The 25,158-nt window shown below is 71.9% G+C and carries 30 protein-coding genes; 18 read left to right on the top strand and 12 right to left on the bottom strand.

Going from position 1 to position 25,158, the window contains the following annotated elements; translation table 11 throughout:
- Nucleotides 1-82: 82 nt before the first annotated feature.
- Nucleotides 83-1,018, top strand: a complete 936-nt coding sequence (locus O9Y01_RS04910; protein WP_269630361.1) for a fasciclin domain-containing protein — start codon at nucleotides 83-85, stop codon at nucleotides 1,016-1,018.
- A 308-nt stretch (nucleotides 1,019-1,326) separates the two neighbouring features.
- Nucleotides 1,327-1,683 carry a hypothetical protein gene (locus O9Y01_RS04905; protein ID WP_269630360.1) on the top strand — a complete coding sequence of 119 codons (357 nt, stop codon included), beginning with the start codon at nucleotides 1,327-1,329 and terminating at the stop codon, nucleotides 1,681-1,683.
- 40 nt (nucleotides 1,684-1,723) lie between these two features.
- On the opposite strand, the gene O9Y01_RS04900 is transcribed toward O9Y01_RS04905, so the two are convergent.
- On the bottom strand, nucleotides 1,724-2,857 hold the full coding sequence (locus O9Y01_RS04900) for an ABC transporter substrate-binding protein (RefSeq protein WP_269630359.1): 1,134 nt from the start codon (nucleotides 2,855-2,857) through the stop codon (nucleotides 1,724-1,726).
- A 190-nt stretch (nucleotides 2,858-3,047) separates the two neighbouring features.
- Nucleotides 3,048-4,409 carry a TAXI family TRAP transporter solute-binding subunit gene (locus O9Y01_RS04895; RefSeq protein WP_269630358.1) on the bottom strand — a complete coding sequence of 454 codons (1,362 nt, stop codon included), beginning with the start codon at nucleotides 4,407-4,409 and terminating at the stop codon, nucleotides 3,048-3,050.
- A 113-nt stretch (nucleotides 4,410-4,522) separates the two neighbouring features.
- Between O9Y01_RS04895 and O9Y01_RS04890 the strand changes: the two genes are divergently transcribed.
- Nucleotides 4,523-4,912: a hypothetical protein gene (locus O9Y01_RS04890; RefSeq protein WP_269630357.1), complete on the top strand. Its 390-nt coding sequence runs from the start codon at nucleotides 4,523-4,525 to the stop codon at nucleotides 4,910-4,912.
- Nucleotides 4,913-4,939: 27 nt separating this feature from the next.
- Here the strand turns inward: O9Y01_RS04890 and O9Y01_RS04885 are convergent, their stop codons facing one another.
- Nucleotides 4,940-5,719, bottom strand: a complete 780-nt coding sequence (locus O9Y01_RS04885; RefSeq protein ID WP_269630356.1) for a dimethylarginine dimethylaminohydrolase family protein — start codon at nucleotides 5,717-5,719, stop codon at nucleotides 4,940-4,942.
- Between the two features lie 196 nt (nucleotides 5,720-5,915).
- Between O9Y01_RS04885 and O9Y01_RS04880 the strand changes: the two genes are divergently transcribed.
- Both O9Y01_RS04880 and O9Y01_RS04875 read left to right on the top strand, forming a co-directional pair.
- On the top strand, nucleotides 5,916-6,863 hold the full coding sequence (locus O9Y01_RS04880) for an alpha/beta hydrolase (protein WP_269630354.1): 948 nt from the start codon (nucleotides 5,916-5,918) through the stop codon (nucleotides 6,861-6,863).
- A 119-nt stretch (nucleotides 6,864-6,982) separates the two neighbouring features.
- Nucleotides 6,983-7,483, top strand: coding sequence for an LURP-one-related/scramblase family protein (locus O9Y01_RS04875; protein WP_269630353.1), 501 nt, complete (start codon nucleotides 6,983-6,985; stop codon nucleotides 7,481-7,483).
- Between the two features lie 7 nt (nucleotides 7,484-7,490).
- On the opposite strand, the gene O9Y01_RS04870 is transcribed toward O9Y01_RS04875, so the two are convergent.
- From O9Y01_RS04870 to O9Y01_RS04855, 4 genes are all read right to left on the bottom strand, one after another.
- The gene (locus O9Y01_RS04870) at nucleotides 7,491-8,183 is read right to left on the bottom strand and encodes a TetR/AcrR family transcriptional regulator (RefSeq protein WP_269630351.1); all 693 of its coding nucleotides are present in this window, start codon (nucleotides 8,181-8,183) and stop codon (nucleotides 7,491-7,493) included.
- Nucleotides 8,180-8,818 (bottom strand): NAD-dependent dehydratase, encoded by a 639-nt coding sequence (locus O9Y01_RS04865; protein WP_269630350.1) that lies wholly within the window; start codon nucleotides 8,816-8,818, stop codon nucleotides 8,180-8,182. The genes O9Y01_RS04870 and O9Y01_RS04865 overlap by 4 nt, the downstream gene beginning before the upstream one ends.
- Nucleotides 8,819-8,885: 67 nt before the next feature.
- The gene (locus tag O9Y01_RS04860; RefSeq protein ID WP_269630349.1) at nucleotides 8,886-9,680 is read right to left on the bottom strand and encodes an SDR family NAD(P)-dependent oxidoreductase; all 795 of its coding nucleotides are present in this window, start codon (nucleotides 9,678-9,680) and stop codon (nucleotides 8,886-8,888) included.
- Nucleotides 9,681-9,958: 278 nt separating this feature from the next.
- Nucleotides 9,959-10,930 (bottom strand): hypothetical protein, encoded by a 972-nt coding sequence (locus O9Y01_RS04855; RefSeq protein WP_269630348.1) that lies wholly within the window; start codon nucleotides 10,928-10,930, stop codon nucleotides 9,959-9,961.
- Between the two features lie 173 nt (nucleotides 10,931-11,103).
- Between O9Y01_RS04855 and O9Y01_RS04850 the strand changes: the two genes are divergently transcribed.
- From O9Y01_RS04850 to O9Y01_RS04790, 13 genes are all read left to right on the top strand, one after another.
- Nucleotides 11,104-11,649: a hypothetical protein gene (locus tag O9Y01_RS04850; RefSeq protein ID WP_269630347.1), complete on the top strand. Its 546-nt coding sequence runs from the start codon at nucleotides 11,104-11,106 to the stop codon at nucleotides 11,647-11,649.
- Between the two features lie 16 nt (nucleotides 11,650-11,665).
- Nucleotides 11,666-12,046: a cupin domain-containing protein gene (locus tag O9Y01_RS04845; RefSeq protein WP_269630346.1), complete on the top strand. Its 381-nt coding sequence runs from the start codon at nucleotides 11,666-11,668 to the stop codon at nucleotides 12,044-12,046.
- A gap of 81 nt (nucleotides 12,047-12,127) precedes the next feature.
- Nucleotides 12,128-12,481 (top strand): heavy metal-binding domain-containing protein, encoded by a 354-nt coding sequence (locus O9Y01_RS04840; protein WP_269630345.1) that lies wholly within the window; start codon nucleotides 12,128-12,130, stop codon nucleotides 12,479-12,481.
- 14 nt (nucleotides 12,482-12,495) lie between these two features.
- Complete coding sequence (locus O9Y01_RS04835) at nucleotides 12,496-12,813, top strand: hypothetical protein (protein WP_269630344.1); 318 nt, start codon at nucleotides 12,496-12,498, stop codon at nucleotides 12,811-12,813.
- Between the two features lie 23 nt (nucleotides 12,814-12,836).
- Nucleotides 12,837-13,313 (top strand): hypothetical protein, encoded by a 477-nt coding sequence (locus O9Y01_RS04830; protein WP_269630343.1) that lies wholly within the window; start codon nucleotides 12,837-12,839, stop codon nucleotides 13,311-13,313.
- Between the two features lie 56 nt (nucleotides 13,314-13,369).
- The gene (locus tag O9Y01_RS04825) at nucleotides 13,370-13,906 is read left to right on the top strand and encodes a DUF924 family protein (RefSeq protein WP_269630342.1); all 537 of its coding nucleotides are present in this window, start codon (nucleotides 13,370-13,372) and stop codon (nucleotides 13,904-13,906) included.
- Nucleotides 13,906-14,274 (top strand): hypothetical protein, encoded by a 369-nt coding sequence (locus O9Y01_RS04820; protein WP_269630341.1) that lies wholly within the window; start codon nucleotides 13,906-13,908, stop codon nucleotides 14,272-14,274. Before O9Y01_RS04825 ends, O9Y01_RS04820 begins: the two co-directional genes overlap by 1 nt.
- The gene (locus O9Y01_RS04815; protein ID WP_269630340.1) at nucleotides 14,271-14,747 is read left to right on the top strand and encodes a hypothetical protein; all 477 of its coding nucleotides are present in this window, start codon (nucleotides 14,271-14,273) and stop codon (nucleotides 14,745-14,747) included. Before O9Y01_RS04820 ends, O9Y01_RS04815 begins: the two co-directional genes overlap by 4 nt.
- 142 nt (nucleotides 14,748-14,889) lie before the next feature.
- Nucleotides 14,890-15,456, top strand: coding sequence for a hypothetical protein (locus O9Y01_RS04810; RefSeq protein WP_269630339.1), 567 nt, complete (start codon nucleotides 14,890-14,892; stop codon nucleotides 15,454-15,456).
- The gene (locus O9Y01_RS04805; RefSeq protein ID WP_269630338.1) at nucleotides 15,395-15,802 is read left to right on the top strand and encodes a GFA family protein; all 408 of its coding nucleotides are present in this window, start codon (nucleotides 15,395-15,397) and stop codon (nucleotides 15,800-15,802) included. Before O9Y01_RS04810 ends, O9Y01_RS04805 begins: the two co-directional genes overlap by 62 nt.
- Nucleotides 15,799-16,026, top strand: coding sequence for a cysteine-rich CWC family protein (locus O9Y01_RS04800; RefSeq protein WP_269630337.1), 228 nt, complete (start codon nucleotides 15,799-15,801; stop codon nucleotides 16,024-16,026). Before O9Y01_RS04805 ends, O9Y01_RS04800 begins: the two co-directional genes overlap by 4 nt.
- A 165-nt stretch (nucleotides 16,027-16,191) precedes the next feature.
- Nucleotides 16,192-16,671, top strand: a complete 480-nt coding sequence (locus O9Y01_RS04795; RefSeq protein ID WP_269630336.1) for a hypothetical protein — start codon at nucleotides 16,192-16,194, stop codon at nucleotides 16,669-16,671.
- Complete coding sequence (locus O9Y01_RS04790) at nucleotides 16,661-17,494, top strand: DUF817 domain-containing protein (RefSeq protein WP_269630335.1); 834 nt, start codon at nucleotides 16,661-16,663, stop codon at nucleotides 17,492-17,494. The genes O9Y01_RS04795 and O9Y01_RS04790 overlap by 11 nt, the downstream gene beginning before the upstream one ends.
- Nucleotides 17,495-17,503: 9 nt before the next feature.
- On the opposite strand, the gene O9Y01_RS04785 is transcribed toward O9Y01_RS04790, so the two are convergent.
- The 5 genes from O9Y01_RS04785 to O9Y01_RS04765 all read right to left on the bottom strand — a co-directional run bounded on the left by O9Y01_RS04785 (nucleotide 17,504) and on the right by O9Y01_RS04765 (nucleotide 25,148).
- Complete coding sequence (locus O9Y01_RS04785; protein ID WP_269630334.1) at nucleotides 17,504-18,592, bottom strand: AraC family transcriptional regulator; 1,089 nt, start codon at nucleotides 18,590-18,592, stop codon at nucleotides 17,504-17,506.
- A gap of 47 nt (nucleotides 18,593-18,639) precedes the next feature.
- Nucleotides 18,640-20,217: an FGGY-family carbohydrate kinase gene (locus O9Y01_RS04780; RefSeq protein WP_269630333.1), complete on the bottom strand. Its 1,578-nt coding sequence runs from the start codon at nucleotides 20,215-20,217 to the stop codon at nucleotides 18,640-18,642.
- The gene (locus O9Y01_RS04775; protein WP_269630332.1) at nucleotides 20,214-21,806 is read right to left on the bottom strand and encodes a glycerol-3-phosphate dehydrogenase/oxidase; all 1,593 of its coding nucleotides are present in this window, start codon (nucleotides 21,804-21,806) and stop codon (nucleotides 20,214-20,216) included. The genes O9Y01_RS04780 and O9Y01_RS04775 overlap by 4 nt, the downstream gene beginning before the upstream one ends.
- Complete coding sequence (locus O9Y01_RS04770) at nucleotides 21,803-23,434, bottom strand: FAD-binding oxidoreductase (protein ID WP_269630331.1); 1,632 nt, start codon at nucleotides 23,432-23,434, stop codon at nucleotides 21,803-21,805. Before O9Y01_RS04770 ends, O9Y01_RS04775 begins: the two co-directional genes overlap by 4 nt.
- 94 nt (nucleotides 23,435-23,528) lie before the next feature.
- Nucleotides 23,529-25,148 carry a GMC family oxidoreductase gene (locus O9Y01_RS04765; protein ID WP_269630330.1) on the bottom strand — a complete coding sequence of 540 codons (1,620 nt, stop codon included), beginning with the start codon at nucleotides 25,146-25,148 and terminating at the stop codon, nucleotides 23,529-23,531.
- Nucleotides 25,149-25,158: the final 10 nt, after the last annotated feature.

Genomic DNA, 25,158 nt, shown 5'->3' with positions numbered 1-25,158 from the left:
TTTCCCCCCTCGGCGGATCCGTCCGGGAGGGGCAGACCGGCACCTTCCGTCCCGTCGGACATTCAGGATCAAGGAGAAGACGATGCGTAAAACCAGTTGGTGGCGTTGGCTCGCCGCGGTGTGCGTTGCCGGCCTGCTCAGCGCCTGCGGCAGTGGCAGTGACGATTCGGAGCCCACGGTGGTGGGCGTTGCCCAGGGCGATCCGCGCTTCAGCGTGCTCGCCGAGGCCGTCGTGGCGGCCGACCTGGCCGGCACGCTGTCCGCGACCGGCCCGTTCACGGTGTTCGCACCGACGGACGACGCCTTCACGGCCCTGCTGGCCGAGCTGGGCATGACTAAGCAGCAGCTGCTCGCCGACAAGGCGCTCCTGCGCACGGTGCTGCAGTACCACGTGCTGGGCGCGCAGGTGCCCAAGGCCAGCGTGCCGGTGGGCAAGGCCATCACGACGCTGCAGGGGGGCATCTTCAAGATCGACAGCACGCCTGGCGGCCTGGTCGTGACGGACGGCCGCAACCGGCAGGCCAGGATCCTGGCCACGGATGTCATGGCCTCCAACGGCGTGGTGCATGTGATCGACAAGGTCCTGCTGCCGGCCAACCGGACGATCGTGGCCACGGCGCAGGCCCTGCCGGACTTCAGCATCCTGGTCGAAGCCGTGGCGGCGGCCGGGCTGGTGGACGCGCTCAACGGCGCCGGTCCCTACACCGTGTTCGCCCCCACGAACGCCGCCTTTGCCAAGCTGCTGGCCGAGCTGGGCGTGAGCAAGGAGCAGCTGCTGGCCAACAAGGCGCTGCTGACCCAGGTGCTGACGTATCACGTGGTGCCGGGGCGCGTGCTGAAGGCCGAGGTGCCCGTGGGCGCCGCCATCACCACGCTGCAGGGGCAGACCTTCACCGTCGACGGCTCGCTGGCCATCACCGATGGCCGGGGCCGCAAGGCCGGCATCACGGCCACCGACGTGCTGGCCAGCAATGGGGTGATCCACGTGCTGGACACCGTCATCCTGCCCAAGCCCTGAGGGGCCGAGCGCTCCGCGGCCGCGCTGCCAGGCGCTGACCCGGCCCCGCGCGCATCCCGGCTGACACCGGTGGGCGCGCGGGGCATGGCATGCGCCGGTTGGCGGGCCCAGGCGCCTATCCTGCGCTGTCCTGGCGCCCGCCCTGTGCTGGAGTCGTATGCTTGGCGCCCGAGGCCCTGTCATGACCCAGCTTCCCTGCTTCCCCTCCATCGCCATCGCTTGCCGTGCTGCGTGCCGCCGGCAGCGGGCATCGTGCCGACCCTGCCGGGCCCAGCCCCATGCATGACGAGCTTGAGCGGAGCGCCCTGATGGCCCCTCCGGACAGCAGCGCAGCGCCCGGCTCAGGCGGCTCTGGCGGCAGGCGGCCGCCATGGCGCAAGCTGTGGAACTGGGGCCTGCCCGCTCTGTTGCTGCCGCTTGCCCTGCTGCTCAATCCGGACGAGGCGCGCCACCGCGAGGCCCTGCGCCAGGCCATCGACGCGCAGCATCCGGTGGCTGCGGGCTTCGGCGCACAGGAGCTGGCGGATCTGCCGGTGAGCTATCACAGCGTTGGGCTGCTGTCCTGGACGCGGCACGACCGGGATCTCACCACCGTGGGGGCCTTCGGGCAGGTGGTGGCCGTGGGCAAGAGAGGGCGCACGGCTGCGTCACCTGGGCGTTGGTGAGCCCAGCTGCCGTGCCTCTGTTCACGCCTGGGCCGCGGCCTCAGCGCACGAAGCGCCCGTCCGCTCCGATGATGGCCAGGTCGGCGAAGTCCAGGCCGCTGTGGTCGCCCGGACCGTAGCTGATCTCCAGGCCGCCCAGGTCGAAGCGGCGCAGGCCCTCCAGGGCCGCCAGCACCTTCTCGCGGGTGAACTGCGGCGCGGCCTGGCGCAGGGCCTCGGCCAGCACCTTGGCCGCGGCAAAGCCCTCCAGCATCGCGGGCGTGAGCTCGTCGTAGCCCTTGGCCTTGGCCAGCTTCAGGGCCTCCTGCACCAGGGGGTACTTGACGGCACGCTCACCGGGGTAGACCTGGCTCACGATGACGCCGCGGCTGGCATCGCCCAGCTGCCTGACGAAACCGGCCGAGGCGTTGTTGGACAGCGTGACCACCTGGGCGCTGGAGCCGGCGGCCCGCAGGGCCTTGACCCCCTCGGCGACGACCTGGCTGGAGCCGACCCACAGCACGGCCTGGGCCTCGGCCTTGACCAGCGCGGGCACCAGGCTGGCATAGGCGGGCTTCTCGCGATCGGCCTTGAGCACGGCCACGGGCTGCAGCCGGGTCTTGGCAAAGCCCTTGGAAGCGCCTTCCATGGCATCGCGCCCGAAGGAGTCGTCCACATGGACCACCGCAATGCGGGTGGTGCCCGTGGAGTGCAGATGCTCGATGGCCTTCTCGGCCTCGCGCTGATAGGGCGCGCGCACATTGAAGACGTAGCGCTGCACCGGATTGTGCAGCAGCATGGCGCCGGTGGAGGGGGCGACCAGCGCGATGCCATGCTGCTGCAGCAGGGGCAGGATGGCCTCGGTGTGCGGCGTGCCGCGGTTCATGAACAGCACCACGGCCTTCTTCTGCTCGATGAGCACGCGCGCGTTGGCTGCAGCCTTCTGCACGTCGAACTCGTCGTCCAGCGTCAGCAGCTGGATCTTCTCGCCCTTGATCCCGCCCTGGGCGTTGATGTGCTCGATCCACAGCTGCGCGCCGTTGAGCGCCTCCTTGACCGTGGCAGCCGCCTGGCCGGTGACGCCGATGGTCTGCCCGACCACGATGTCGGCACGCACGGGCGCGCAGGCCAGGGCCGAGGCCAGCAGAAAGGTCGATGCAAGGGCTTGGAGCCGGGGGCGGCGGGTCAGTTTCATGAGGCGTCTCCGTCGGGGCGCCGCGCCGGGCGCGAAGGGCTGGCGTGGCGGTGATCTGTAGGGGCGCGGCGGCGCTGCCGCGGCACTCGCCGGGCATCCTAGCTCGCCCCTGGCCCGCTGAGGACATGCAGCAGCCCTCCCGGGTGATTGCCAGCGAAAACCGCGATGGAATCCGCTGAATGGGCCACCGTCACCTACTGTTACTTGCGGCGGCAGGATGCGCCACCATGCCCAGCTCGTCAAGCCGCCGGCGCACCAGCTGGATGCCGTGCAGCAGCTCGAAGAACAGGTCGGAGTGGCGGATGGGCACCTGCAGCAGGCGCACGGCCCGGTGCAGGGCGTCCAGCTCCTGGCGCAGGGTCTGCTGCGCCGCGGGGCCGGGCAGGGCGTCCAGCTGCGCCTCCAGGCCGCGCAGGCGCTTGTAGAGGCCCCGCATGCGCTCGCGCAGATACCAGCGATACAGGCGCGGCCCCTGGCTCAGCAGGGGCAGCAAGGCCGCGCTGGCGGCCAGCAGGGCCAGCAGGCGCTCGGCATGGGCGGTGAGCCAGTAGGGCAGCAGGCGTTGCAGCAGGCTGGGGCCCTGGCGGTAGTAGCGCAGGGCGGCGCCAGACATCGGGTATTCGGGGTCGCTGGCCTTGGGGAACTCGCCGGGACGGTCCAGCCAGCTGGGCTGCCCGTGCTCGCGGCGCAGCACCTCCACCAGCTCCTGGACCAGGTCCTCATGCAGGTCCTCGTGCACCAGCACGGCGTTGCTGGTGGACAGCAGCTCGATGTCCTGCTTCGGCAGCGAGCGCGCCAGGTCGACCACGCCCTGCGGCAGGGTCACGCGCTCCAGGAAGGGCAGGCGGCGGCTGATGGCCTCGGCCTGGGGCACGCTCATCAGTGCGATGTCGGGCCGGTGCAGCAGGCGCTGGACCACCGGAGCGTCGGCCGCGAAAGCCATGAAGACCACGTCCACGCGACCGTCGACCAGGGCCTGCGCGGCCTCGTCCCCGGCCAGGGGAAGCAGCCGCGTGCGCTGGTCGTCGAGGTCGTACAGCGACAGCAGCCGTTCGGCCAGCATGCGGGTGCCGCTGCCCGAGGGGCCCAGGGCCAGGCGCAGGCCGGCGAGGTCCTGCAGCCGCTGCAGCTGCAGGCCGGGGCGCTGGAAGATCCACAGCACCTGGCGGTTGACGCGGCCCAGCGAGACCAGGCCCGGATAGGCCGCGGCATCGCCGACGCCGCCCTGCACGAAGGCCGCCTGCACGGGGTGGTCGGCGCGGCTCAGCAGGGCCAGGTTCTCCAGCGTGCCCTGCGTCGGACGCAGCGTGGCCCGCACCTTGGAGGCGGCGAGGGCCTGGGCATAGCGCTGGCCGAAGTGCTCGTAGGCGCCGCCCTTGAAACCCGTGGCGATGGTGAGCTGCGTCGGCGGGGAAGGGATCGCCCAGACCAGCAGGCCCGCGACCGCTGCCACCACCGCCAGCAGCAGGACCGTGCGGCGGCCCGCGCGTTGCCAGAATGACGGCGGTGTCAGGGCGGAAGAGGCATCGGCAGAGGGGGGCACCGCGGGCATGGGCTGGAAGGCTCGGATTCGGGAGCGCGCAGTGTAGGTGTCAGCACAGGGCCTGCCGGAGGTGACGCCTCCCGGGAGCTTTCTCCGGAGGGCGCGCTACCATGCGGTCCACCATGGAACGGCTTCTTGCACGACTGGCGCAGCTGGCGCGAGCCCTGACGCCGCAAACGGCCCAGCAGCCTGCGCAGCCCCCACTAGAGATCCTGCGGTTCGATGAGGAACAGCTCTTGATCCGGGGCTGTGATGGCGTCCTGTGCTTCGAGCGCCGCCGTCACGTTGTGAAGAAGGCCGGGCGTGTGGTCGCGAGCTTCGAGGCGATCAGCCAGGTCCGGCTTGCGCACCACCGGGGGGGCGACGACCATCCGGCGTATTGGTCCGTGGACCTGCACGTGAAGGGATGGTTCGCCGATGTCCGCGTGGGTTCCAGCGAGTACGACGTGGATGCGTCGATCGCCGCCGCACGCATTGCCACCGTCGTCGGCAAGCCGGTCAAGGCCTGGTAGGTCTTCCGCCGCCCCGTCACCCGCCGCTCAGTCCCGCCACAGCACGTGCATGCACGTGAGACCGGCCTCCATCTTCATGAACTCGCCGATGTCGATCGACTGCACGGCATGACCGCGGGCGCGCAGGGTCTCGGCCGTGCGCGGGCTGGCCGCATTCATGAACAGCCGCGGGCCGATCTTCAGCACATTGGCCGCCCAGGGCTCGCCGGGCGCGGCGTGCAGCACCGTCAGGCCGGGCATGGCGGACAGGTCCACCCAGTCCGGCTGGGCCAGCACGGTGTGCTCGTCCAGGGCCGTGACGCCGGTCTTGAGATGCAGGCAGCCCATCACCGGCACGGCCTGCACTGTGTAGCCCATGGGGGCGAGCCAGTCCCGCAGCTGGGCGACGCCCGCGGCGTTGGTGCGCGAGGACAGGCCGACATAGAGCGTGCGCCCCAGGCGCAGCACGTCGCCGCCCTCCAGGGTGGCAGGCGCCTGCAGCACGTGGACGGGGCGCCCGTCGAACAGGCCGTGGCGGGCCAGGTCGGCCGCGAAGAGCGCGACCTCGGCCTGACGTGAGGCGGCGCCGGGGCGGGTCAGGACCACGCACTCCGGCAGGGCCAGCACCACATCCTCGACGAAGAGGCTGTCCGGCAGGCCGGGCTGGGCGGGCAGGGCGATCACCTCGATGCCGCTGCTGGCCAGTGTGTCGCGATAGGCCTGGTGCTGGCGGGCGGCGGCGTCGAGGTGGATGGACTGGGCGGCGACGAAGGTGGTTTCGTAGCCCTGCAGGTCCTGGGCTGGCTCACGGGTGATGAGCGTTGTCATGGGCTGGCTCCTGCCCCCGAGGGTGAAGGGGCGTGGGCATGCATCGTAGGGCGGGTGGGACGGGCCGCTCAGCGCCAGCTGGCAGGGCAGGCTCCGCAGCAGGCGAATGCACCGGCAGCCGGGGGGCCGTGTATCGTGCGCAGGCGGGCAGCGTCTGCGCCGTGTTGTCCAGGGAGAGGGAGTGACTTCAATCCGCATGCCACAGCGATGGTCCGGCCCGTTCGGGTCCTGGGGCGGCACCCTGGGCGGCACCCTGGGCGGTGTGGTGCTGCTGGGGGCGTTGCTGTGGGCACTGCTGGGGGCCGGGCGCCCGGCCCAGGCGGACGCGGCTACGCCGGAGCCCCGGGTCCAGGAGGGGATCGAGTACTGCCCTCGGGCGGGCGTCGAGCCCCTGCACCTGGACCTGGCCGTGCCCGGGGCGCCAGCCCCGCCGGGCGGGCGCCCCATGATCCTGCTGGTGCACGGCGGCGGCTGGGTGGCCGGCTCCCGCCAGGACTATGCGCCGCTGATCCGCAGCCTGGCCCGCTGGGGCCTGGTGGCGGCCAGCCTGGACTACCGGCTGGCCCCGCAGGCGCACTGGCCCGCCCAGGGCGAGGACATCCGCTGCGCCCTGCGCTGGATGCGCCACCATGCGGCGCAGTGGAGCGGTCGCGGCCATCGTCTCGCCCTGCTGGGCGGCTCGGCCGGGGCCCATCTGGCGGCGCTGGTGGCGCTGCAGCCACGGACGCCCCTGAGCGCCGATGCGCCCTGGGCCGGGGAGGACGAGTCCGTGCAGGCCCTGATCCTGCACGGGGGCGGCTATGAGCTGCGGGAACCGCCCGGGGCTCCGTCGGCCTTCAGCCAGGGGCAGCACGAAAACCTGCGAGCCCTGCTGGGGCGGGCCCCGGATGCGGCGCATCAGTCCGCGCTCAGCCCGCTGCGCTGGTTGCGGGCGGATGCACCGCCCCTGTTTCTCGTGCACGGGCAGCGCGATGCCGTGGTCCCGGTGGCGCAGTCCCGCCAACTGCATGCCGAGGCCCGGCGCCTGGGCGTTCCCGCCGAGCTGTGGGTGATTCCGGACGCCGGGCATGCCGACTTCGGCAGCGCCGCAGACCTCGTGGGCGCGCGCCTGCGGGACTTCCTGAGCCGCCATCTGGCCCGGTGAACGGGAGCGTCGGCAAAGAGACCTCGGGGTCCCTGCCTGCCCGCAGCCCCGCCGCCGCTCGCTCGCCACTCTGCGAAGATGCGCGGCTCGACCCTTGCGCAGCTTCTGCCCCTTCGCCCATGCCCCGTACCCTCAGCCTTGCCAACACCTTGCTGTCCCTGCGCGGCCGCATCGCCATCACCGATGAAGCGGGGGGCCTTGCCTACGAGGCCCGCGGCGAGTTCGCCCTGTGGTCGCCGACCTGGCGCATCGAGGCGGCCGGTCGGGAGGTCGCCCAGGTGCGGCGCCGGCTGCTCAGCTGGCGGCCGACCTGGGAGGTGGACGGCGAGCTGGGGCCCTTTCTCATCCAGCGCAAGCTGCTGTCCTGGACGCGCCAGTACCGTGTGCTGGGCGGCCCGGCCGATGGCGCGGCGCTCAAGGGCAGCTTCTTCGACTACAGCTTCGAGCTCGCGCAGCATGGCCGGCTGCTGGCCCGAGCGCAGGGTCAGGTCTTGACACTGCGCGACCGGCACACCATCGAGGTGCTGGCGGGCGATGAGCGCCTGGTCGTGATCGCCATGGTGGTGCTGCAGCTGGACCGGCGCGAGGCCTCCTCCTCGCAGGCCGGCAACGTCGACTGAGCCGCGGTCAGGCGGACAGGGCGCCCCGCCAGTACTCTGCCAGCGCGGCCCGCAGCTCCTGGCGGAAGTCGGGGCGGATGGGTGCGAAGTCAGGTTCGCTGAGCAGCGAGCGCAGCTGCGGCGGGTAGTCCAGGGTCTGCCACAGGCCGCGGGTGAGGGCGTAGCTGCGCATCAGCAGGCTCACGCCGCGCCCGGCGGGCAGCTGCAGCGCCGCCTCCAGGGTGGCGCCCACGCGGGTCAGGCCCTGCACCAGGTCCATCTTGAACTGGCGCAGCTGCGCGTCGCTGAGGTTCTGCTCCAGCACGCTGTAGGCCATGGCGTCCAGGCGCAGCAGCTCGGGCCGCGCGTCAAGGTAGGCCACGAAGCCGTCGACGAAATGCGCCAGGGCGAGGGCCGGCGAGGCTGGCGCGGCAAAGGCCTCCTGCACGGCCTGCAGCAGGCCGGCGAAGTCCTCGGCCAGGAGGGCGACGAAGATCTCCTCCTTGGTCTTGAAGTACAGGTAGACCGTGCCCTTGGCCAGGCCCGCCGCCTGCGCGATCTGGGCGGCGGAGGGCAGCTGGCGGCTGTCGGCGATGAACAGGGCGCGGGCGGCGGCCAGGATGTCGGCGCGGCGGACGGCCTTGTCCTCGCCATCCAGGGCGCGCGCCTTCTGCAGGCGGGCCGGGGCGGCGGGCGGCGGTGGTGTCCGGGGCTTGCTCATGGCTGCAGGGCCTCCGAGGGGATGAGGTGCAGCCCGGGGCGGCCCTCACGGACGGCGTCATAGAGAGCCTGCGCCACGCGCGCCGTGCTGACCGGCCGCCAGCGGCGCGGCAGCAGGGGCATGAGGCCGCGGCTGAGGGCCAGGGCCAGGGCCTCGCCGGTGCGCTTGTCCGGCCGCGGGCCGCCGTCCAGCAAGGAGGGGCGGATGCAGGCGAGCGATTCGAAGCCCAGGGCCTGGAGGTCGCGTTCCGTCTCGCCCTTGACGCGCAGGTAGAGGCCGCGGCTGTGCGCATCGGCGCCCAGCGAGGACACGAAGCCGCAGCGGGGCGTGCCGGCCCCGCGGGCCAGGCGGCAGGCAGCCAGCACGTAGTCGTGGTCCACGCGCCGGAAGGCCTCGGGCGAGCCGGCCAGGCGCAGGGTGGTGCCCAGGGCGCAGAGCACGGCGTCGGCCCGCCACCAGGGCGCGTCGGCGGGCAGCTGGTCGAAGTCGACCTGCGGGTTGAGCAGCCGCTCCTGCGCAGGCAGGGGCCGGCGCGTGGGTGCCACGACCTGGCGCACGGCGGGGTCGGCCAGGGCCAGGGCCAGCAGCTGCTGGCCGACCAGGCCGGTGCTGCCGAGGAGGAGGAGGGTGCTCATGGCCGGGATGCTGCTGCAGGGAAGGCGGTACGGTGCGGGAGGCCCGATGGTAGCCGGGCGCTCGGCCTCAGTTGGCCATCAGGCGCTGGGCCATCCAGGTCTGCACGCGGCGCGGCACCAGGCGGGCGCTCCAGACCGTCAGCTTGTTGCCCAGGCCCGGCACCACGCTGGGTGTGCCCGCCTTCAGCGCCCGCAGGCCGGTGGCCGCCACGGGGCGGGACTTCATCATCAGCAGGCGCTGGTAGAGCGTCGGCCGCTGGCCGGATACCGCCAGAAAGTTCGTGGCGGTGATGCCGGGCGAGAGCACGCTCACCTTCACGCCCTGCGGCGCCAGCTCGGCATTGAGCGCCTCGCCGAAGAGCAGCACATAGGCCTTGCTGGCCGAATAGGCTGCATAGGTGGGCGTGGCCTGGTAGCCGCCGATGCTGGCCACCAGCAGGATGTGGCCGTGGCCGCGGCGCGCCATGTCGGCGCCAAAGACGTGGGTCAGCTCGGTGAGGCTGGCCGTGTTGAGCTGCAGCATGTCCAGGGTGCGATCCAGGGGCTGCGCCAGCAAGGGGCCATAGAGACCGTAGCCGGCGTTGTTGACCAGGATGTCGATGGGGAGGCCATGCCCGTCCAGGCGGCGTTTCAGCGCGCTGCCCGCGCCCGGCTGGGCCAGGTCCACGCCTTCCACCACCACCTCGACACCATGCCGGGCCCGCAGTTCGGCGGCCAGCGCCTCCATGGGCTCGGTGCGACGCGCCGCCAGCACCAGGTTCACGCCCTGTTCGGCCAGCAGGGTGGCGAAATCCACGCCGAAGCCGCTGGACGCGCCCGTCACCAGGGCCCATTGGCCGGACCACTCGCTCTTCTTGCTCATCGCTTGCTCCATCTGTAAATGACCGGCGGTCAGTTGATGCGTGAATTTGAAATGACCGGCGGTCAGTTGTCAAGCGAAGGGGGTCAGCGCCGGGCCGGTGGCCGCGTGAAAGCCGTCACGGGAGAGGCCCGCCTGGCACCGGCTCGCGGCAGAAGTGGGTCCTGGGCGCACGCCGGCGGCGGGCAGGATGGGAGGGCTGCGGCGCCAATAGGGGGCGCCGGCCAGGCGGGGCTGACGACAGGAAGGCAGCCCTTGGAGACTGCCTTCACAGGGTCAGATCAGGGCAGGCGCAGCGTCTCGCGCTCTTCCACGCGCAGCTCCTGCGCGGGCCCGTTGCCGAAGCTGTAGCTGACGATGAGGATCTTGCGCTGGCCGGGGTAGGGGTCGCCCCCGCCCAGCTGGTTGTCCACGTAGACCTCGAGGCTCTGGCCGTTGCGGACCAGCTTGCGCAGGCGGTCGGTGATGTCCCAGTCGCGGCCGCTGGCGCCGTAGGTGGCGCGCAGGATGCGCAGATTGCCGCGCTCCTCGCGGCCATGCCAGCCGCCGCGCCAGTTGCTGTCACCCCAGTTGCCGCCGCCCCAGCCGGTGAACTGATTGCCGTCGATATGGCTGAACTCCTCGTACTCGAAGGTCCGGACGTCGCCGCCGCGGCCGCGGGCATAGATGCGCAGGGTCTTGCGGTGACCAGGGTCGGGGTCGGCGCCGAAGAGGTCGTTGGTGATGCGCACGCGGGCGTCGCTGCGCGCCAGCTCCCTGAGGCGCGGCGTCACGTCCATGTTGCGCTCGGAGGTGCCGTAGCGGGCCTGGAGGATCTGGTAGTCGCCGTCGTCGCCGTTGCGGCGGGGCACCTCGGGATCGCGGCGGTCGCCGTTCCAGCCGCCGTTCCAGTTGTCATGCCCCCAGTTGCCGCGGCCCCAGCCGATGAACTGGTTGCCGTCGATGTGGCTGAACTCCTCGTAGTCGAAGGTCCGGGTGCGGCCGTCCGGGCCCTGGGCGATGATGCGCAGGGTCTTGCGATGGCCCGGTGCGGGGTCGACACCGAAGAGGTCGTTGGTGATGCGCACGCGGCGGTCCTCGCGGGCCAGTTCGCGCAGGCGGGGCGTGACGTCCACATTGCGATCGGCCGTGCCGTAGCGGGCCTGCAGGATCTTGTAGTCGCCGTCGTCGCGGTCGGCCAGGGCCGGGCGGGCGAAGGGGCCCAGCAGGGCGGTGGCGAGGCTGGCCTGCAGCAGCTGTCTTCTGTAGTTCATGGTTCTTCTCCGGGGCTGGGGCTCATGGGCGCGGCCCGCATGCCCAGCCCTCAACGGGGCAGGGCCGGGTTTGGTGGACGCGGACCGCGAGTCCGGGCAGTATCGCGCCAGCGCGACAGGCTGCCGAGGGCTTCGTGGGCCGCCTGCGTTGATCGCCAAGCCCCCCCATCTCCATGAATGATGCCCCCTGTGTGCGCCGCCAGCTGACGCTCTTCGTCCCGCCTCCCGAGGGGCCGGCGCTCGATGCGCTGCGCGCGCGGCTCGACCCGGTCCAGGCCGGCCTGATCGCGGCCCATGTCACCCTGTGCCGCGAGGACGAGATCCAGGCGATGGGCTGGCCGCAGCTGCAGGAGCGGCTGGACTGCTGGCCCTTCGGTGCCCTGGTCCTGGTGTTCGGCCCGGCCGAGCGATTCCAGGGGCATGGCCTCCTGCGACCCTGCACGGCGGGCGCGGACGGCTTCCAGGCCCTGCGCCGCTGGGTGCTGCGCAACGAGTCGGTACGCATGCATCCGGCCCACCTGACACTGGCCCATCCCCGCAACCCGGTCGCCGCGGGGAATGACGAGCCGGCCTTCGCCGCCTGCGCGAAGGCCCCGCCCTTGCGGCTCACGCTGGCAAGCGTCTCCCTCATCGAGCAGACCGGTGCCTCGGCCTGGCGGCGCCTGCACCAGCGGATGCTGGGGCATGGCGTCGCCGCAGACCCATCAGGCAAGACCTGACCCCTGGAGCGTCCCCATGTCCATTGATCCTGAACAGCTTTACGCACTTCTGCGGGCCGGAGGCGCCATCGAGGCCATGCCCGGTGGCGCGGCCTTCTGGTCCCGGCTCCCGCAGGAGCTGGACGCGCTGGGCCGGGCCTGGCTGGTCTCCGAGTTCTGCTGCAGCGAGGACTGGTCCAGCTGGGAGCGCCATCCCGGCGGCGATGAGTTCGTCTACCTGCTGGACGGCGAGGTGGAGATGCTCATCGAGCAGGCCGGCGGGCTGCAGCGCACGCGCCTCAGCGGGCGGGGCGCGGTGATCGTGCCGCGCGGCTGCTGGCATACCGCCAAGGTCGCCGCACCCAGCCGCCTGCTCTTCATCACCTGGGGCGAGGGCACGGAGCATCGCCCCGCCTGAGCGGCGGGGCAAGGCCTTCCGCTACCATGCAGTCCATACATGAGACGGCTGCTGCAGACAGCGGCCAGGAGAGGGCAGGGCATGATCACCACCACCACGACGGGTATTGATGGCGCCGTCATCACCCGCTACCTGGGCATCGTCACCGGCGAGGTGGTGCTGGGCACGAACCTGTTCGAGGACATGGTGGCCGATTTCCGGGACCGCTACGGCGGCCGCGCGGGAGGCTACGAGCGCAAGCTCGCGCAGGCCCGCAGCCAGGCCCTGCGGCAGATGCAGACCCAGGCCATGGAGCTGGGCGGCAATGCCGTCGTCGGCGTGAAGCTGGACCACGAGACCGTGGGGCCGCAAGGCAGCCTGCTGATGGTCACGGCCTGCGGCACTGCGGTGGTGGCCGAGCGCCTGGTGCCCACACCGTCGGGGGCCGGCGGCTGATGTATCTCCTGCTGATGGCGCTCCTGCTTGCGGGCCTGGCCTGGCTGGGCTGGCGGCTCTGGCATTCGCGATACCGCCGTGCAGCGATGGGCGGCCTGGCCGCCGGCGTCGTGCTGGTCTTGCTGCTGCCCTTCGTCTACGGCTTCCTGTTCGGTTTCACCTTCCTGCACGGCTCCGCCAGACCGGGCTTCGAGGCCGGCTTCTACTGCGCCGCGCTGGCCGTCTGGTTCCTGGCGCCCATCGTGCTGCCCCTGGCCATGTTGGCAGGCGCGGGCTGGCAGCGGCTGCGCCGGCGCAGCCCTCCCACCGAGGTGGCCGCGCCCACCCCCTGAAGACAAGCAAGAGGGAGAAGCAAATGGATGCAACACAAGCGACCCAGCAAGGCGCCACACCCCCGCCCACCCGCCCGCCCAGGCTCTGGAATCCCAACGCCGCGGCCGCCTGGAGCCTGTTCTTCAGCCCCGTCTTCGGAGCCATCCTGCACATGAAGAACTGGGAGGCGATGGGCGAGCACGCCCGCGCCGCGCAGTCCCGCCAGTGGGCCGTGGGCATGGCGGTGGCGATGGGCCTGCTGCTGCTCGTGAGCCTGTTCGCTGTGGGGAACCGAGCCATGGACCTGCTGTGCAATCTGGCCAGCCTGACGCTGCTGGTGGCCTGGTACTACGGTTCGGGCAAGGCGCAGACCACCCGCGTGCTGGCACGTTTCGGGCGGGGCTATCCGCGCAAGGGGTGGGTGGAGCCGGTCCTGATCGCTGTCGCCGTGCTGCTGGCCCTCACCGCATTGGCGAGCGGGGTGAGCGTCCTGCTGGCCTTGCTCGACACCCGTCACTGACGGCCGGACCGCCGCAGGGCCTGGCCCCGACCGTCGCGCCACTCACAGGAACTCACATGCCTCAGCAGATTCTGGATTTCTGGTTCCGGGAGATCGAACCCCGCCAGTGGTGGGCCGTCGACCCCGCCTTCGATGCGCAGCTGCGCGAGCGCTTCCTGCCCCTGCTGGAGCGGGCCGCGCAGGCGGAGCTGCAGGACTGGCGCCACACGCCGCAGGGTCGCCTCGCCGAGGTGATCGTGCTGGACCAGTTCTCCCGCAACATCTTCCGCGGCACGCCACGCGCCTTCGCCCAGGACCCGCTGGCCCTGGCGCTGTCGCAGGAGGCCGTGGCCGCGGGCGCGCTGGAGGCGCTGTCGCCGGACGAGCGCAACTTCCTGCTGATGCCCTTCATGCACAGCGAGTCGCGCCGGATCCATGAGACCGCCGAGCGCCTCTTCGAGCAATGGGCGCCCGCAAGCAATCTCGACTTCGAGCGGCGCCACAAGGCCATCATCGACCGCTTCGGCCGCTACCCGCATCGCAATGCCATCCTCGGGCGCGAGTCGACGCCAGAGGAGCTGGCCTTCCTGCAGCAGCCGGGGTCCAGCTTCTGATGGCCACGCACGGCGCAAGACCTGACCCCGCGCCAGCCGCGAGGGTTGCGTATGCGCTCAAGGCAGCGCTGCCGGACGCTGGCGCTGCCAGCGGGCACTTTGGGGCGCAGAAGACCATGTACGGCGGCCAGCACATCGCCGCGGGGGACGTGGTCTACCTCTTTGCCAGCGAGAACAGCGGCGGACGCGGCCGGGTGGCGCGCGGCGACGTCCGTGCGGTGAGCGCCTGCCCGCCGCGTCCGGGCCTGGCACGCCAGACACCCCGTGTGAGCCTGACCGTCGATCTCCAGGCCACGGACAAGATCGTGGGGCTCAGCGAGGCGGCGGCACGGCGGCTGGCCGCGTGCTTCGACGAGGTTTTGCCATGAGCAACGCTCGAGGCATCCGCAGCCTGGCAGGCTGGGTCCTTGCTTGCGGGGCCTTGTCCAGTTGCGGCCTGGCGGCCGACTCGGCGGGGCAGATCAGCGAGCGCATCGGGGGCATCGCCCGCTCGCCCGACAGTCGGGAGCTGGACTTGGCGGTCCTCACGAGCTTCGGGTGGGACCGCCTCTTCGTGCTCAAGGCGGGGACTCCTCGCAGCGCCTTGTGCCGGTTCATCGGCGCCAAGCGGAACCAGTGCGGGCGCGTCGTGCGCTTCGAGGCGGTGCCTGCGGGGCACCAGGCCCTGGTCTTCGCGCTGGCGGATGGACAGTTGACGCACCTGGAGCTGCACGCCGAGGCCAATGGGCGCCTGGACGTTGACATCCCTGCGCAGGGCCTGCCGAAGGCTCGCTGCCGTTTCAAGGTGCGCCATGTGGCGTCGACCGGCCAGGAACCGCAAGCCGTGCTGGAGCTGTTGTGATTGGCCCGCGTCCCTGTCTGCGCAAGACTCCGCACCCCGCCGCCGTAAGCACGCGGGCCAGGCAAGACCTGGCCCCAGTCTTTGAAGAGGAGGATCAGCCGTGAGTTGCGCAGAAGTTCCACGGAGAAATCGTCGCGGCCTGATGGGCTTGCTGGCGCTGTCCAGCCTGCTGGCCGGCTGCGCCTCACCGAACACCCTGCGCCCCTTCACCACCGATGGCTGCAGCCTCTACCCCGACCGCTCCGCGAGCACGGGCAAGGACTGGTGCACCTGCTGCGTGGCCCATGACCGGGCCTACTGGCGCGGCGGCACCGAGGCCGAACGCCTGAAGGCCGACGAGGCCCTGCGCGCCTGCGTGCTGGAGCGCACGGACGACCCAGCCCGTGCCGCGACGATGTTCCAAGGCGTGCGCATGGGCGGCAGCGCCCTGTGGCCCACCGGCTTCCGCTGGGGCTATGGCTGGGCCTACGGGCGCTACTATCGTCCCCTGGATCCGGCGGAGGCCGCAGAGGCCGACCGCCTGGAGGCCCAGTACGAGGCCGAGGTCGGCTTCGACCAATGCCCGGGCCGGCCCCAGCCGCGGCGCGCGCCGCTGCCGATGTCCACCCCGTCCAGCCCTGACGCCCGACTGCAGGAGTGCCCTCGCCATGCTCATCCACGGCAGCTGCCATTGCCAGAACCTGCGCTTTCGCCTGCAGTGGCCGGATGACGCCCTGCCCATCCCCGCGCGCGCCTGCGGCTGCAGCTTCTGCTGCAAGCACGGCGGGGTGTGGACGGCCCATCCGGGCGCGCAGCTGGACCTGCAGGTCCAACATCCGCAAGACCTGACCCTTTATGCCTTCGAGACCCGCACGGCGGACTTCCACCTGTGCACGCGCTGCGGCGTCGCGCCCTGGGTGGTCAGCGAGATCGAGGGGCGCCGCTATGCCGTCGTCAGCGTCAACGCCTTCGATGGTGTCGACCCCGCCCTGCTGCAGCGCGCCGAGGTGAGCTTCGACGGCGAGGCCCTGGACGAGCGCCTGCGCCGCCGCGCCACACGATGGATCCCGCTATGAGCTCAGCCCCGATGCCCCTGCCCAACACCCGCTGCCCCCTGTGCGGCGGGAACAACGAGTGCACGCCGGCCCGCACCGGCAGCTTCGAGGGCGACTGCTGGTGCCGCACCGCGCCCATCAGCCCCGAGGCCCTGGCCCGCGTGCCGCCCGAGCTGCGCATGCAGGCCTGCCTGTGCCCGCGCTGCGCGCAGGGGCTGGGGCCGCTGCCCTTGCCTGAGGCCTGAGGTTTGGGGCTTAAGGCTTGAGATCCCCCGCCTGCGTGCTGGGGAGCGCTGCCCATCCCATCGGGTGACAGACCCGCTACCATGCCGGCCGCAGCGTGGCCGCCATGGCATGGGCAGGCCTCGCCATCCACAGCACATGCCCCGGATTGCCTGAGGAGGGTCCCCTTGAAGAAACTGTTTTGGCCGCTGTTCCTGCTCGCGGCCTGGTTCGTGCATGGCCAGCAGCTGTTTGCGCAGTCCCGGCTGATTCCCTGGGTCATGCGTCACCAGATGCAGATCTATGCCGGTGACTCCACCGCCTGTGATGCCTACACCGACGACGTCGAGGTCACGCTGTGGGCGGAGGAGCGCAAGGGCCATTGGGAAGTCGAGGGCGGCAAGGCGGAGCTCTGCGACTACTACCGCCACGCCTCGGCCGCCTATGTGCTGCTGGGCGCCTCGGTGCACACCGAGTTTGCCGATTTCTCCGTCCAGCGCGGCGGTTTCCCCTGGACCGAGGCGAAGCTGCGCTACACCGCCAACATCACGCTGACCGCGCCCAACCTGCCGGAGATGCACATCCAGGCGCAGGACGAGCTCAAGCTGGTGCGCTCCCTGCTGGGTGTGAAGATCAAGGCTCTGGAGTCACGCACAGATGAGCGCTGAAGGCTGGCGCGTGCCGGCCCTTGAACTCTGGCACTTCACCCGCAAGGAAGCCCAGGCCTGCATCTTCGCCGGGCTCTTCTTCCTGGCCGTCTTCCTGGTGCCCCGTGGCGGCGTGCTGGGCGTGCCGCGCTACGACCTGCTGCTGGGCATCGCCCTGGCCCTGCAATGGGGCCTGTGGCGCCTGGGCCTGGAGACGCTGGACGAGATCAAGGCCATCGCGGCCTTCCACCTGCTGGGCCTGGCGCTGGAGCTGTTCAAGACCTCCTCGGCCATCGGGTCCTGGAGCTATCCGGAAGCGGCCTACACCAAGCTCTTCGGCGTGCCGCTGTTCTCGGGTTTCATGTATGCCGCGGTGGGCAGCTACATCATCCAGGCCTGGCGGCTCTTCGACCTGCGCATCCTTCATCACCCACCGTACTGGATGGCCGGTGCGATGGCGGGCGCGCTCTACCTGAACTTCTTCACCCAGCACTACATCGGCGACTGGCGCTGGTACCTGGCCGCTGGCGCGCTGGGCCTCTACGCGCGCTCGACCGTAGTCTTCCGCCCCTGGCAGCGCGACCTGCGCATGCCGCTGCCGCTGGCGCTCGTGCTGATCGGCTTCTTCATCTGGCTGGCCGAGAACCTGGGCACCTTCCTGGGCCTGTGGCGCTACCCCAACCAGCTGGGCGCTTGGGCCACGGTGCATGTCAGCAAGTGGAGTGCCTGGAGCCTGCTGGTGCTGATGAGCTTCACCCTGGTGGCGCAGCTCAAGCACATCAAGGCACGCATCCATGTGCCCGGGGACCCGGCCCCCGGCTGGCTGCGAACGTCGCGGGAGTGAGCCGGCGCGTCAGCGCTGCTGCGCCCGCCAGGCCGCGGGCGAGGCGCCGAACCACAGCTTAAAGGCGTGGTTGAAATTGCTCTGCTCGCTGAAGCCCAGCAGGAAGGCCACGTCGGTCAGCGAGAGCTCGGGCTGGCGCAGGTAGCGCTGGGCCAGCTCCTTGCGGACCTCGTCCAGCAGCTGGCTGAAGCTGTGGCCCGATTCCGCCAGCCGCCGCTGCAGGCTGCGCGCGGAGAGCTGGCGGCTCTCGGCCAGCAGGGCCAGGGTGGCGCGACCCTGCATCAGCTGGGCGGCGATGTCCTGGCGCAGGGCCTGGACCAGGGCGGGCTCCTGGGTCTCGCGCAGGCGGGCCGAGAGCCGCGCCTCCGCGGCCTGGGCGAGGGCGGGGAACATGCTGGCGTCGGCATTGGCCAGGGGCAGGTCCAGCAGGGCGGCGGGGAAGCGGGCCTCGGTGATCGCGGCGCCGAACTCGACCGGCACGCCCAGCAGCTGGCCGTACCACGCGGCCGTGTCCGCCTCGGAAGGCACATGGGCGAAGCGCAGCTGGCTCAGGGGCAGCTGGCGGCCCACCAGCCAGTGGCCGAAGCTGTAGATGCCCATCATCACGCTCTCCACGAGCTGGTCCGCGCCGGGGCGGTCCAGCCAGGGGCTGTGCCAGCGGTAGACGGCCGTGTCGCCCTCCACGCTCAGCTCGCTGCGGCCCAGGTCGTGGGCCAGGCCCTCGAAACGCTGGGTCTGGACCAGGGCCGAGCGCACGTCGGGGCAGGCGCACAGCACCAGGCCGTAGCTGGCGAAGGTGGAGAGCTGCATGCGCCGGCCCACTTCCAGGCCGAAGCGGCGGTGGCCCAGCTGCAGCGCGGCCTCGTGCAGAAAGGCGATGTAGCGGTCCACGGGCAGCGCCTCGGGCAGCTGCAGAGGCTGGGCCGCAAGGGCCGGCCAGTCGCAGGCCTGGGCGAGGGCGGTCAGGTCCACGCCCAGCGACTGGGCCGTCTCCACCGCGGTGCGTGCGTAGGCACCCACCACGCGGGCGTGGGCGGCGCCAGGCAGGCGTTGCAGCGGGTGGGACTCCGCGGAGGCGAGGGCCGAATGGTCGGGCATGGGCCGAAGTGTGCCGCAAGCGCGGCGGCCCTTCGCCCGGTCCGGCCTCAGCGCGGGTGGAGGATGTCCTGCAGCTCGGCGTACAAGGGCCGCAGCGGCTCGTACATGCGCTTGTAGACGCGCTGGTAGAGCGCCTCGTAGCGCTCGGCGTGCGCGGGCACGGGCTCGAAGGTCTGCCCCAGGCGCGTCATGGCGGCCACGGCGCTGGCGTGGTCGCGGTGCAGGCCCAGGCCCACGGCGCCGGCGATGGCGGCCCCGAGGCCCGAGGTCTCGTAGGTGTGCGGGCGCGAGGTGGGGAGGTTGAAGATGTCGGCCGTCAGCTGCAGCGCGGCGTCGGACTGCGAGCCCCCGCCCGAGACCCGCAGGCTGGTGATGGCCGTCTTGCCGCGGCGCTGGATGCGCTCGGCGCCCTCGCGCAGCGCGTAGGCCAGGCCCTCGAGGATGGCGCGGTAGAGGTGGGCGCGGGTGTGCACATCGGAGAAGCCGATCACCGCCCCGCGCGCATCCGGCCCCGGGTGGCGGATGCCCGGCGTCCAGTAGGGCTGCAGCATCAGGCCCTCGCTGCCGGGTGGCACGGCGCGCACCAGCTGGTCGAAGAGCACCTCGGGCATCACGCCCTGCTCGCCGGCCGCCACGCATTCGGGGTGGCCGAACTGCTCCTTGAACCAGCTGACCATCCAGTAGCCGCGGAAGATCTGCACCTCGGTGTTGTACTGGCCCGGCAGCAGGGCCGGGTAGGGCGGGATGAAGGGCAGGGCCTCGACATAGCGCGGCGTCGTGATGTCGATGGTGGCCGTGGTGCCATAGCTCAGCGCGCCGATGTCCGGCGTGATGGCGCCGGCACCGACGATCTCGCAGGCCTTGTCCGCGGCCCCGGCGATCACCGGCAGGCCCTCGGGCAGGCCGCAGGCGGCGGCGGCCTCGCGGGTCAGGCCGCCAATGGTGGAGCCCACCGGCAGCAGCTCGGGCATCTGCTCGGGCGTGGTGGCCAGGGCCTGCCATTTCCAGTCCCAGCTGGCCGCCCAGTCCTGGCGCTTGAAGTCGAAGGGCAGATAGCCCACCTGGCAGGCCACGGAGTCGGCGAAGCGCCCGGTCAGCTTGTAGTGGAACCAGCCCGAGAGCAGCAGCAGCTTGTGCGTGCGGCGCGCGACCTCGGGCTCGTGCTCGGCGATCCAGTTGATCTCGGCCTCGCGGCTGAAGTAGTCGATGGTGCCGTCGACCCGCGCGGCCTTGAAGGCCAGGCGCCACCATGGCGCCATGGGGCGCGCACGGCTGGCGCGGCGCTGGTCCAGCCAGATGATGAAGGGGCGCAAGGCCTGACCCCCGGCATCCACCGGCACCAGGCTGCCCCGCTGCGTGGTGACCACCAGGCCCTTCACCGCGGCCTTCAGCTGCGGGTGCGTCTGCCACAGGCCGCGGCAGACACCGGACGCGGCCTGCCAGAAGGCCTCGGCGTCATGCTCCAGCCAGCCTTCCTGCAGGCTCACGTAATCGTCCAGCGACTGCTGGCACTTGGCCAGCAGCCGGCCCTGCAGGTCGAAGAGCAGGGCGCGCACGCTCTGCGTGCCGCAGTCCAGGCTGAGGATCAGTTCATCCGGGTGGGCGGGGGTAGTCTCGGCAGTCATGGGCGCCATTCTGTGGGAATGCCGTAGCAGCGCAACACGCGGTCGCGGTAGCGGTGGCACTCGTCGTCCCAGCGCTCGTCGTTCCAGCCCAGGGTCTCCTGCACCAGGGGCCTCAGCGTGTGCAGCAGGGCCGCGCCGCCGTCACGCAGCAGCAGACCGATGCGGCTGCGGCGCAGCAGCAGGTCGTCCAGATGCAGCACGGCCTCGTGGCGGCAGGCGTAGCGCAGCTCGGCCAGGCAGCACTGGGCATGCGGGATGTCCTGCAGCTCGCCCGGCCGGGCCTCGGCCAGCAGGGTGGCGGTGGCGTCGCCATAGCGGGCCAGCAGGCGCTCGCGCAGGGCCGGCGGCAGCGCACGCGCGGCCTGCAGGCTGGCGATGCCGGGCGTGCGCAGCAGGGGCGCATCGGGGCGCAGGCGCTGCAGGGCGGGCACCCGGCCCTGCACGCGGCGCAGCGCCTGGATGGCGCTGGCGCGGAAGGTGGTGAGCTTGCCGCCGCTGACGGTCAGCAGGCCGCGCTCGGCGAGGATCAGGTGCTCGCGCGCTTCCTTGGACGGGTCACGCTGGTCCCCGGAGTCCAGCACCGGCCGCACGCCTGAGAACGTCGAGACCACGTCTTCCAGGCCGAGGTCGAGGCTGGGGAAGGCGGCACGCACCGCCTGCATCAGGTAGTCGAATTCCGCGGCGCTGATGCCGGGCTCACGGTCCAGCGGGTCGCGGTGGTCCAGGTCCGTGGTACCCAGCAGGGTGCGTCCCTCCCAGGGCAGGGCGAACACGGGCCGGCCGTCCCTCGGATGGAAGAAGGCCAGGGCCTGGGCCACGGGCAGGCGCCAGGCCTCGAAGACGAGGTGGCTGCCGCGCAGGGGCCGCAGCTTGGGGCCCTCGCCCAGGTTCTGGCGCAGGCGGTCGGCCCAGGCGCCGGTGGCGTTGACGACCACGCGGGCCTGCACCACGCGGGTCTCGCCGCTGGCCGCATCGCGCAGGCAGGCGCCCTGCACGCGGCCCTCGGCCTCGATGAGGCTCTCGGCGGCCACGTGGTTGAGCGTCAGCGCGCCGTGCAGCCGGGCCTCGGCGAGCACGCGCAGCACGAGGCGGGCGTCGTCGGTCTGGGCGTCAAGGTAGGACCAGCCGCCCGCGAGGTCCTGCTCCTGCAGATGCGGCGCCTGCGCCAGCACCGCGGCGGGCGCGTGCCACTGGCGCGTGCGGCGGCCGGCGAAGAAGTCGTACATCGCGAGACCCAGGCCCAGGATGCGCCGGCCCTTGCGATCCCCGCGGCGCACCGGCAGCAGGAAGCGCAGAGGCGTCACCAGGCCCGGCATGTCGCGCAGCAGGGCCTTGCGTTCGCGCACGGATTCGCGGGTCAGGCCGATCTGCCCCTGAGCCAGGTAGCGCAGGCCGCCGTGCACGAGCTTGGACGATTTGGACGAGGTGCCGCCCGCGAAGTCCCGCGCCTCGACCAGGGCCACGCGGGCGCCGCAGCGCGCGGCCTCCAGCGCCACGCCGGCCCCGGCGATGCCGCCGCCGATGACCAGCAGGTCCAGCGGCTCGGTCTCGTGCAGGCGCAGGGCGGCCCAGCTGTCGGCGCGCTTCATGGCTGGGCGCGGGCCGTCGAGGGCCGCAGATTGCCGGAGTCCAGCAGGCCGCCCGGATCCGCCTCGCGGATCAGGCCGTCGATCAGGCGCAGGCCCGTCGCGCCCTTCTCGGCGCCGAGGTAGGGCGCGTGGTCCTTGCCCACGCCATGCTGGTGGCTGATGGTGCCGCCCTCGCGCACGATGGCCTCGCTGACCGCCGCCTTGAGCGATTGCCAGCGCGCCCAGGCGCCGTCGAAGTCCGGCCCGATGCGAAAGACGAAGGTGCTGTAGACGCTGGAGCCCTGCGGGTAGACGTGCGAGAGATGCGTGTAGGCATGGCAGCGCTCGCCATGGCCCGCCAGCGCGCTGCGGCCGGCGTGCTCCATGGCCTGCATCATGGGCGTGACGCGCGGCCAGTCGCAGGCCGTCTCCATGGTGTCGACCGCATAGCCGGCCTCCCACAGCGCATTGCGCAGGTAGACACCGCGGAAGCGCTTGGCGGCCCACTTGCGGCCCAGCAGGGTGCCGGTGGAGACGCCGCCCTGCGCGCGCAGCAGCGGCCTCGCCAGCGCCTGCATCGCGCGCACCTGCGCGGCACCGCCTGTGAAGCCCAGCATCAGCAGGACCTTGCCCTCGGCGCAGCCGCGCAGCGCCAGGTAGCGCTCCAGCCAGGCGATCGCGCCAGCGTGGCCGGCCAGCTTCAGCGTGGTGAGGGTCTCGGTGGCATTGGCCAGGCGCATCATCGAGAGGCCCAGGCGGGCCTGGGCCAGCGCCTGCACGGCGGCCTGGCCGCGCTCCCAGCTGGGCAGGAACCAGGCGACGAAGTCCTCGCGCTCGGGCACGCGGCTGATGCGCACGCTGGCCTCGGTGATCACGCCCAGGCGGCCTTCCGAGCCCAGCACCCATTCGCGCAGGTCAGGGCCGGCGGCGGTGGCGGGCAGGGTGGGGATGTCCAGCGTGGACGACGGCAGCTCCACGCGGCCGCCGGCAAAGAGCGCCTCGATGCGCCCGTAGCGGGCCGACTGCTGGCCCGAGGATCGGGTGGCGATCCAGCCGCCCAGCGAGGCGTACTCGAAGCTCTGCGGATAGTGCCCCAGCATCCAGCCCTCGGCGCGCAGCTGCGCCTCCAGGTCCGGGCCCAGCACGCCGGCTTCGAAGCGGGCCAGCTGCGAAGCGGCATCCAGGCTCAGCAGGCGGCGCAGGCGCTGCATCGACAGCATCAGCACGGGCCGTTCGCCGGCCGGCGGCGTGAGGTGGCCAACGACGCTGGTGGCGCCGCCCACGGGGATCACCACCAGCCCCTGCTGGCGGGCCCAGTCCAGCAGCGGGCGGACCTGCTCGACGGCGTCCGGCGAGGCCACGGCGTCGCAGACCGGGCCGATCTGGCCGAAGCGCAGGCGCAGCCAGTCCCCCAGGCTCTGGCCGAAGCTGGCGCGCAGGCGGTCCTCGGCCTCGATGCTCAGGGGCACGGGGGCGCCATGCAGCTGCGCGGCGCTCAGGCGCGAGGCCGGCAGCCGTGCCAGCGCCGCCGCGAGACTCGCGTCCTGCGGCGGCGCGCCCGACCCCAGGGCCTCCTCCAGAAAGCCCCGGGCGCCCTCGTCAATGGTCGCGTGGATGGATTCTTCGCCCCAGCCGTTCCAGCGTCGCATCGCGTCTTCCCCTCATGATCAGATGGGCTTGAAGCTTAAGGAGCGGCGGGCCGCCTGGCTTGGTCTTTGGCGACGCGGGGCTTGTGATTTGGCGTCAGGCGGCGCCCGGGTGGCTCAGGTCCCGGCCGCCCAGCTCGCGGGCCAGTCCCACCGTCAAGCGCGTGGCCAGGCCGTAGATGGACAGCTGCGGATTCGCGCCGATGCTGGTCGGGAAGAGGGAGCCGTCATGCACCGAGAGATTGCGCAGCTGCCAGTGCCGGCCGTCCGGGCGCACCACGCCGCGCGAGGCGTCGGCCGCCATGCCGCAGCCGCCCATGACGTGGGCGCTGACCAGGCGCAGCTGCTGCGCGCCCAGGGGCAGGGCCTGGATCTGCGCCCGGGCCTCGGCCCAGCTCTTCACGAAGCGGCCCTGCTCGTGCAGAGGCATCACGGTGCGGGCGCCGGCCGCGAACTGCAGCTCGGCCATCGCCAGCAGGGCGCGGCGGGCACCGTCCAGCAGGGTCGCGTTGATGGGATAGTCCAGCACCGGGCTGCCGTCGCCACGCAGTTGCACGCGGCCGCCGGGCGACTCCGGATGGAAGCCGTCGCGCAGCAGGGCCAGCACCGCCTGGGCATGCGGGAACTGCTTCAGGGTCTGCACATAGCCCTCGCCCAGGCCCACCAGGGTGGAGGCCATCAGGGCCGGGTGCAGGGGCGGCACCTCCAGCTTGAAGCCCAGGGGGCCGTCGATGGGGTCGGTGTGCAGGTAGTGGTCGGTGTAGACGCTCTGCGGCGCGCCGGCCCAGCCCTCGATGGCTTCGTCGAACATCGCCGCCGAGATCACCACCGGGTGCAGGAAGGTGCGGCGGCCCAGGCGCTGGTGGGGGTCGGGCGCCTGTGAGCGCAGCAGCAGGGCGGGCGAGTTGATCGCGCCGCCGGCCACGAGGTAGTGCCGGGCCCGCACGCGCAGCTCGGGGCCGGCGGGGGCGTCGTTGAGCGCCACGGGGCGGCAGACGATGGCCTGCACCGTGTCGCCCGACCATTCCAGGCGCTCGGCGCGGGTCTGCACCAGCAGCGTGGCGCCGCCGGCCAGGGCCGCAGGAATCGTCGTCAGCAGCATGGACTGCTTGGCGTTGGTGGGGCAGCCCAGGCCGCAGGAGCCCAGGTTCCAGCAGCCCTTCACATTGCGCGGGATGCGCTTGGCCTCCAGCTTCAGCACCTGCAGGCCGCGCTCCAGGGCGCTGTTGTTGGCATTGGGGGTGCCTTCCCAGTCGTGCACGTTGAGCCGGGCCTCGGCCCGGGCGAACCAGGGCGCCATGGCGGCCTCGCCGAGGTCCGTGAGGCCGAACTCGCGGCCCCAGAAGGCCAGGGTGTCGGCCGGGGTGCGGAAGCTGCTGGTCCAGTTGACCGTGGTGGAGCCGCCCACGCAGCGACCCTGCAGGATGTTGAAGGCCTTGTCGGCGGTCTTGCGGGCGGCGCCTTCCTGGTAGAGCGTGGTGTAGGCATCGGCCTCGCGCTGCTTGAAGTCGCTGCTGGAGCGCAGGGGGCCGGCCTCGATGATCACGACCTTCAGCCCGGCCTGGACCAGCAGCTCGGCGCTGATGCCGGCACCCGCACCGCTGCCCACGATGGCGACGTCGCAGTCGAGCTGCGCGGGCAGGGGCGCGTGGCCGCCGCCCAGCACACGCCAGCCCTGGGCCAGCCCCTCGCGGATGGGGTCTTGGAACATGCTCATGGGCGCGGCC

Source organism: Pelomonas sp. BJYL3, from assembly GCF_027257975.1.
GTDB classification, from domain to species: domain Bacteria; phylum Pseudomonadota; class Gammaproteobacteria; order Burkholderiales; family Burkholderiaceae_C; genus Roseateles_B; species Roseateles_B flavus.
Note: the sequence above shows the minus strand (reverse complement) of the source record. Positions and strands in the feature narration are given on the sequence as shown.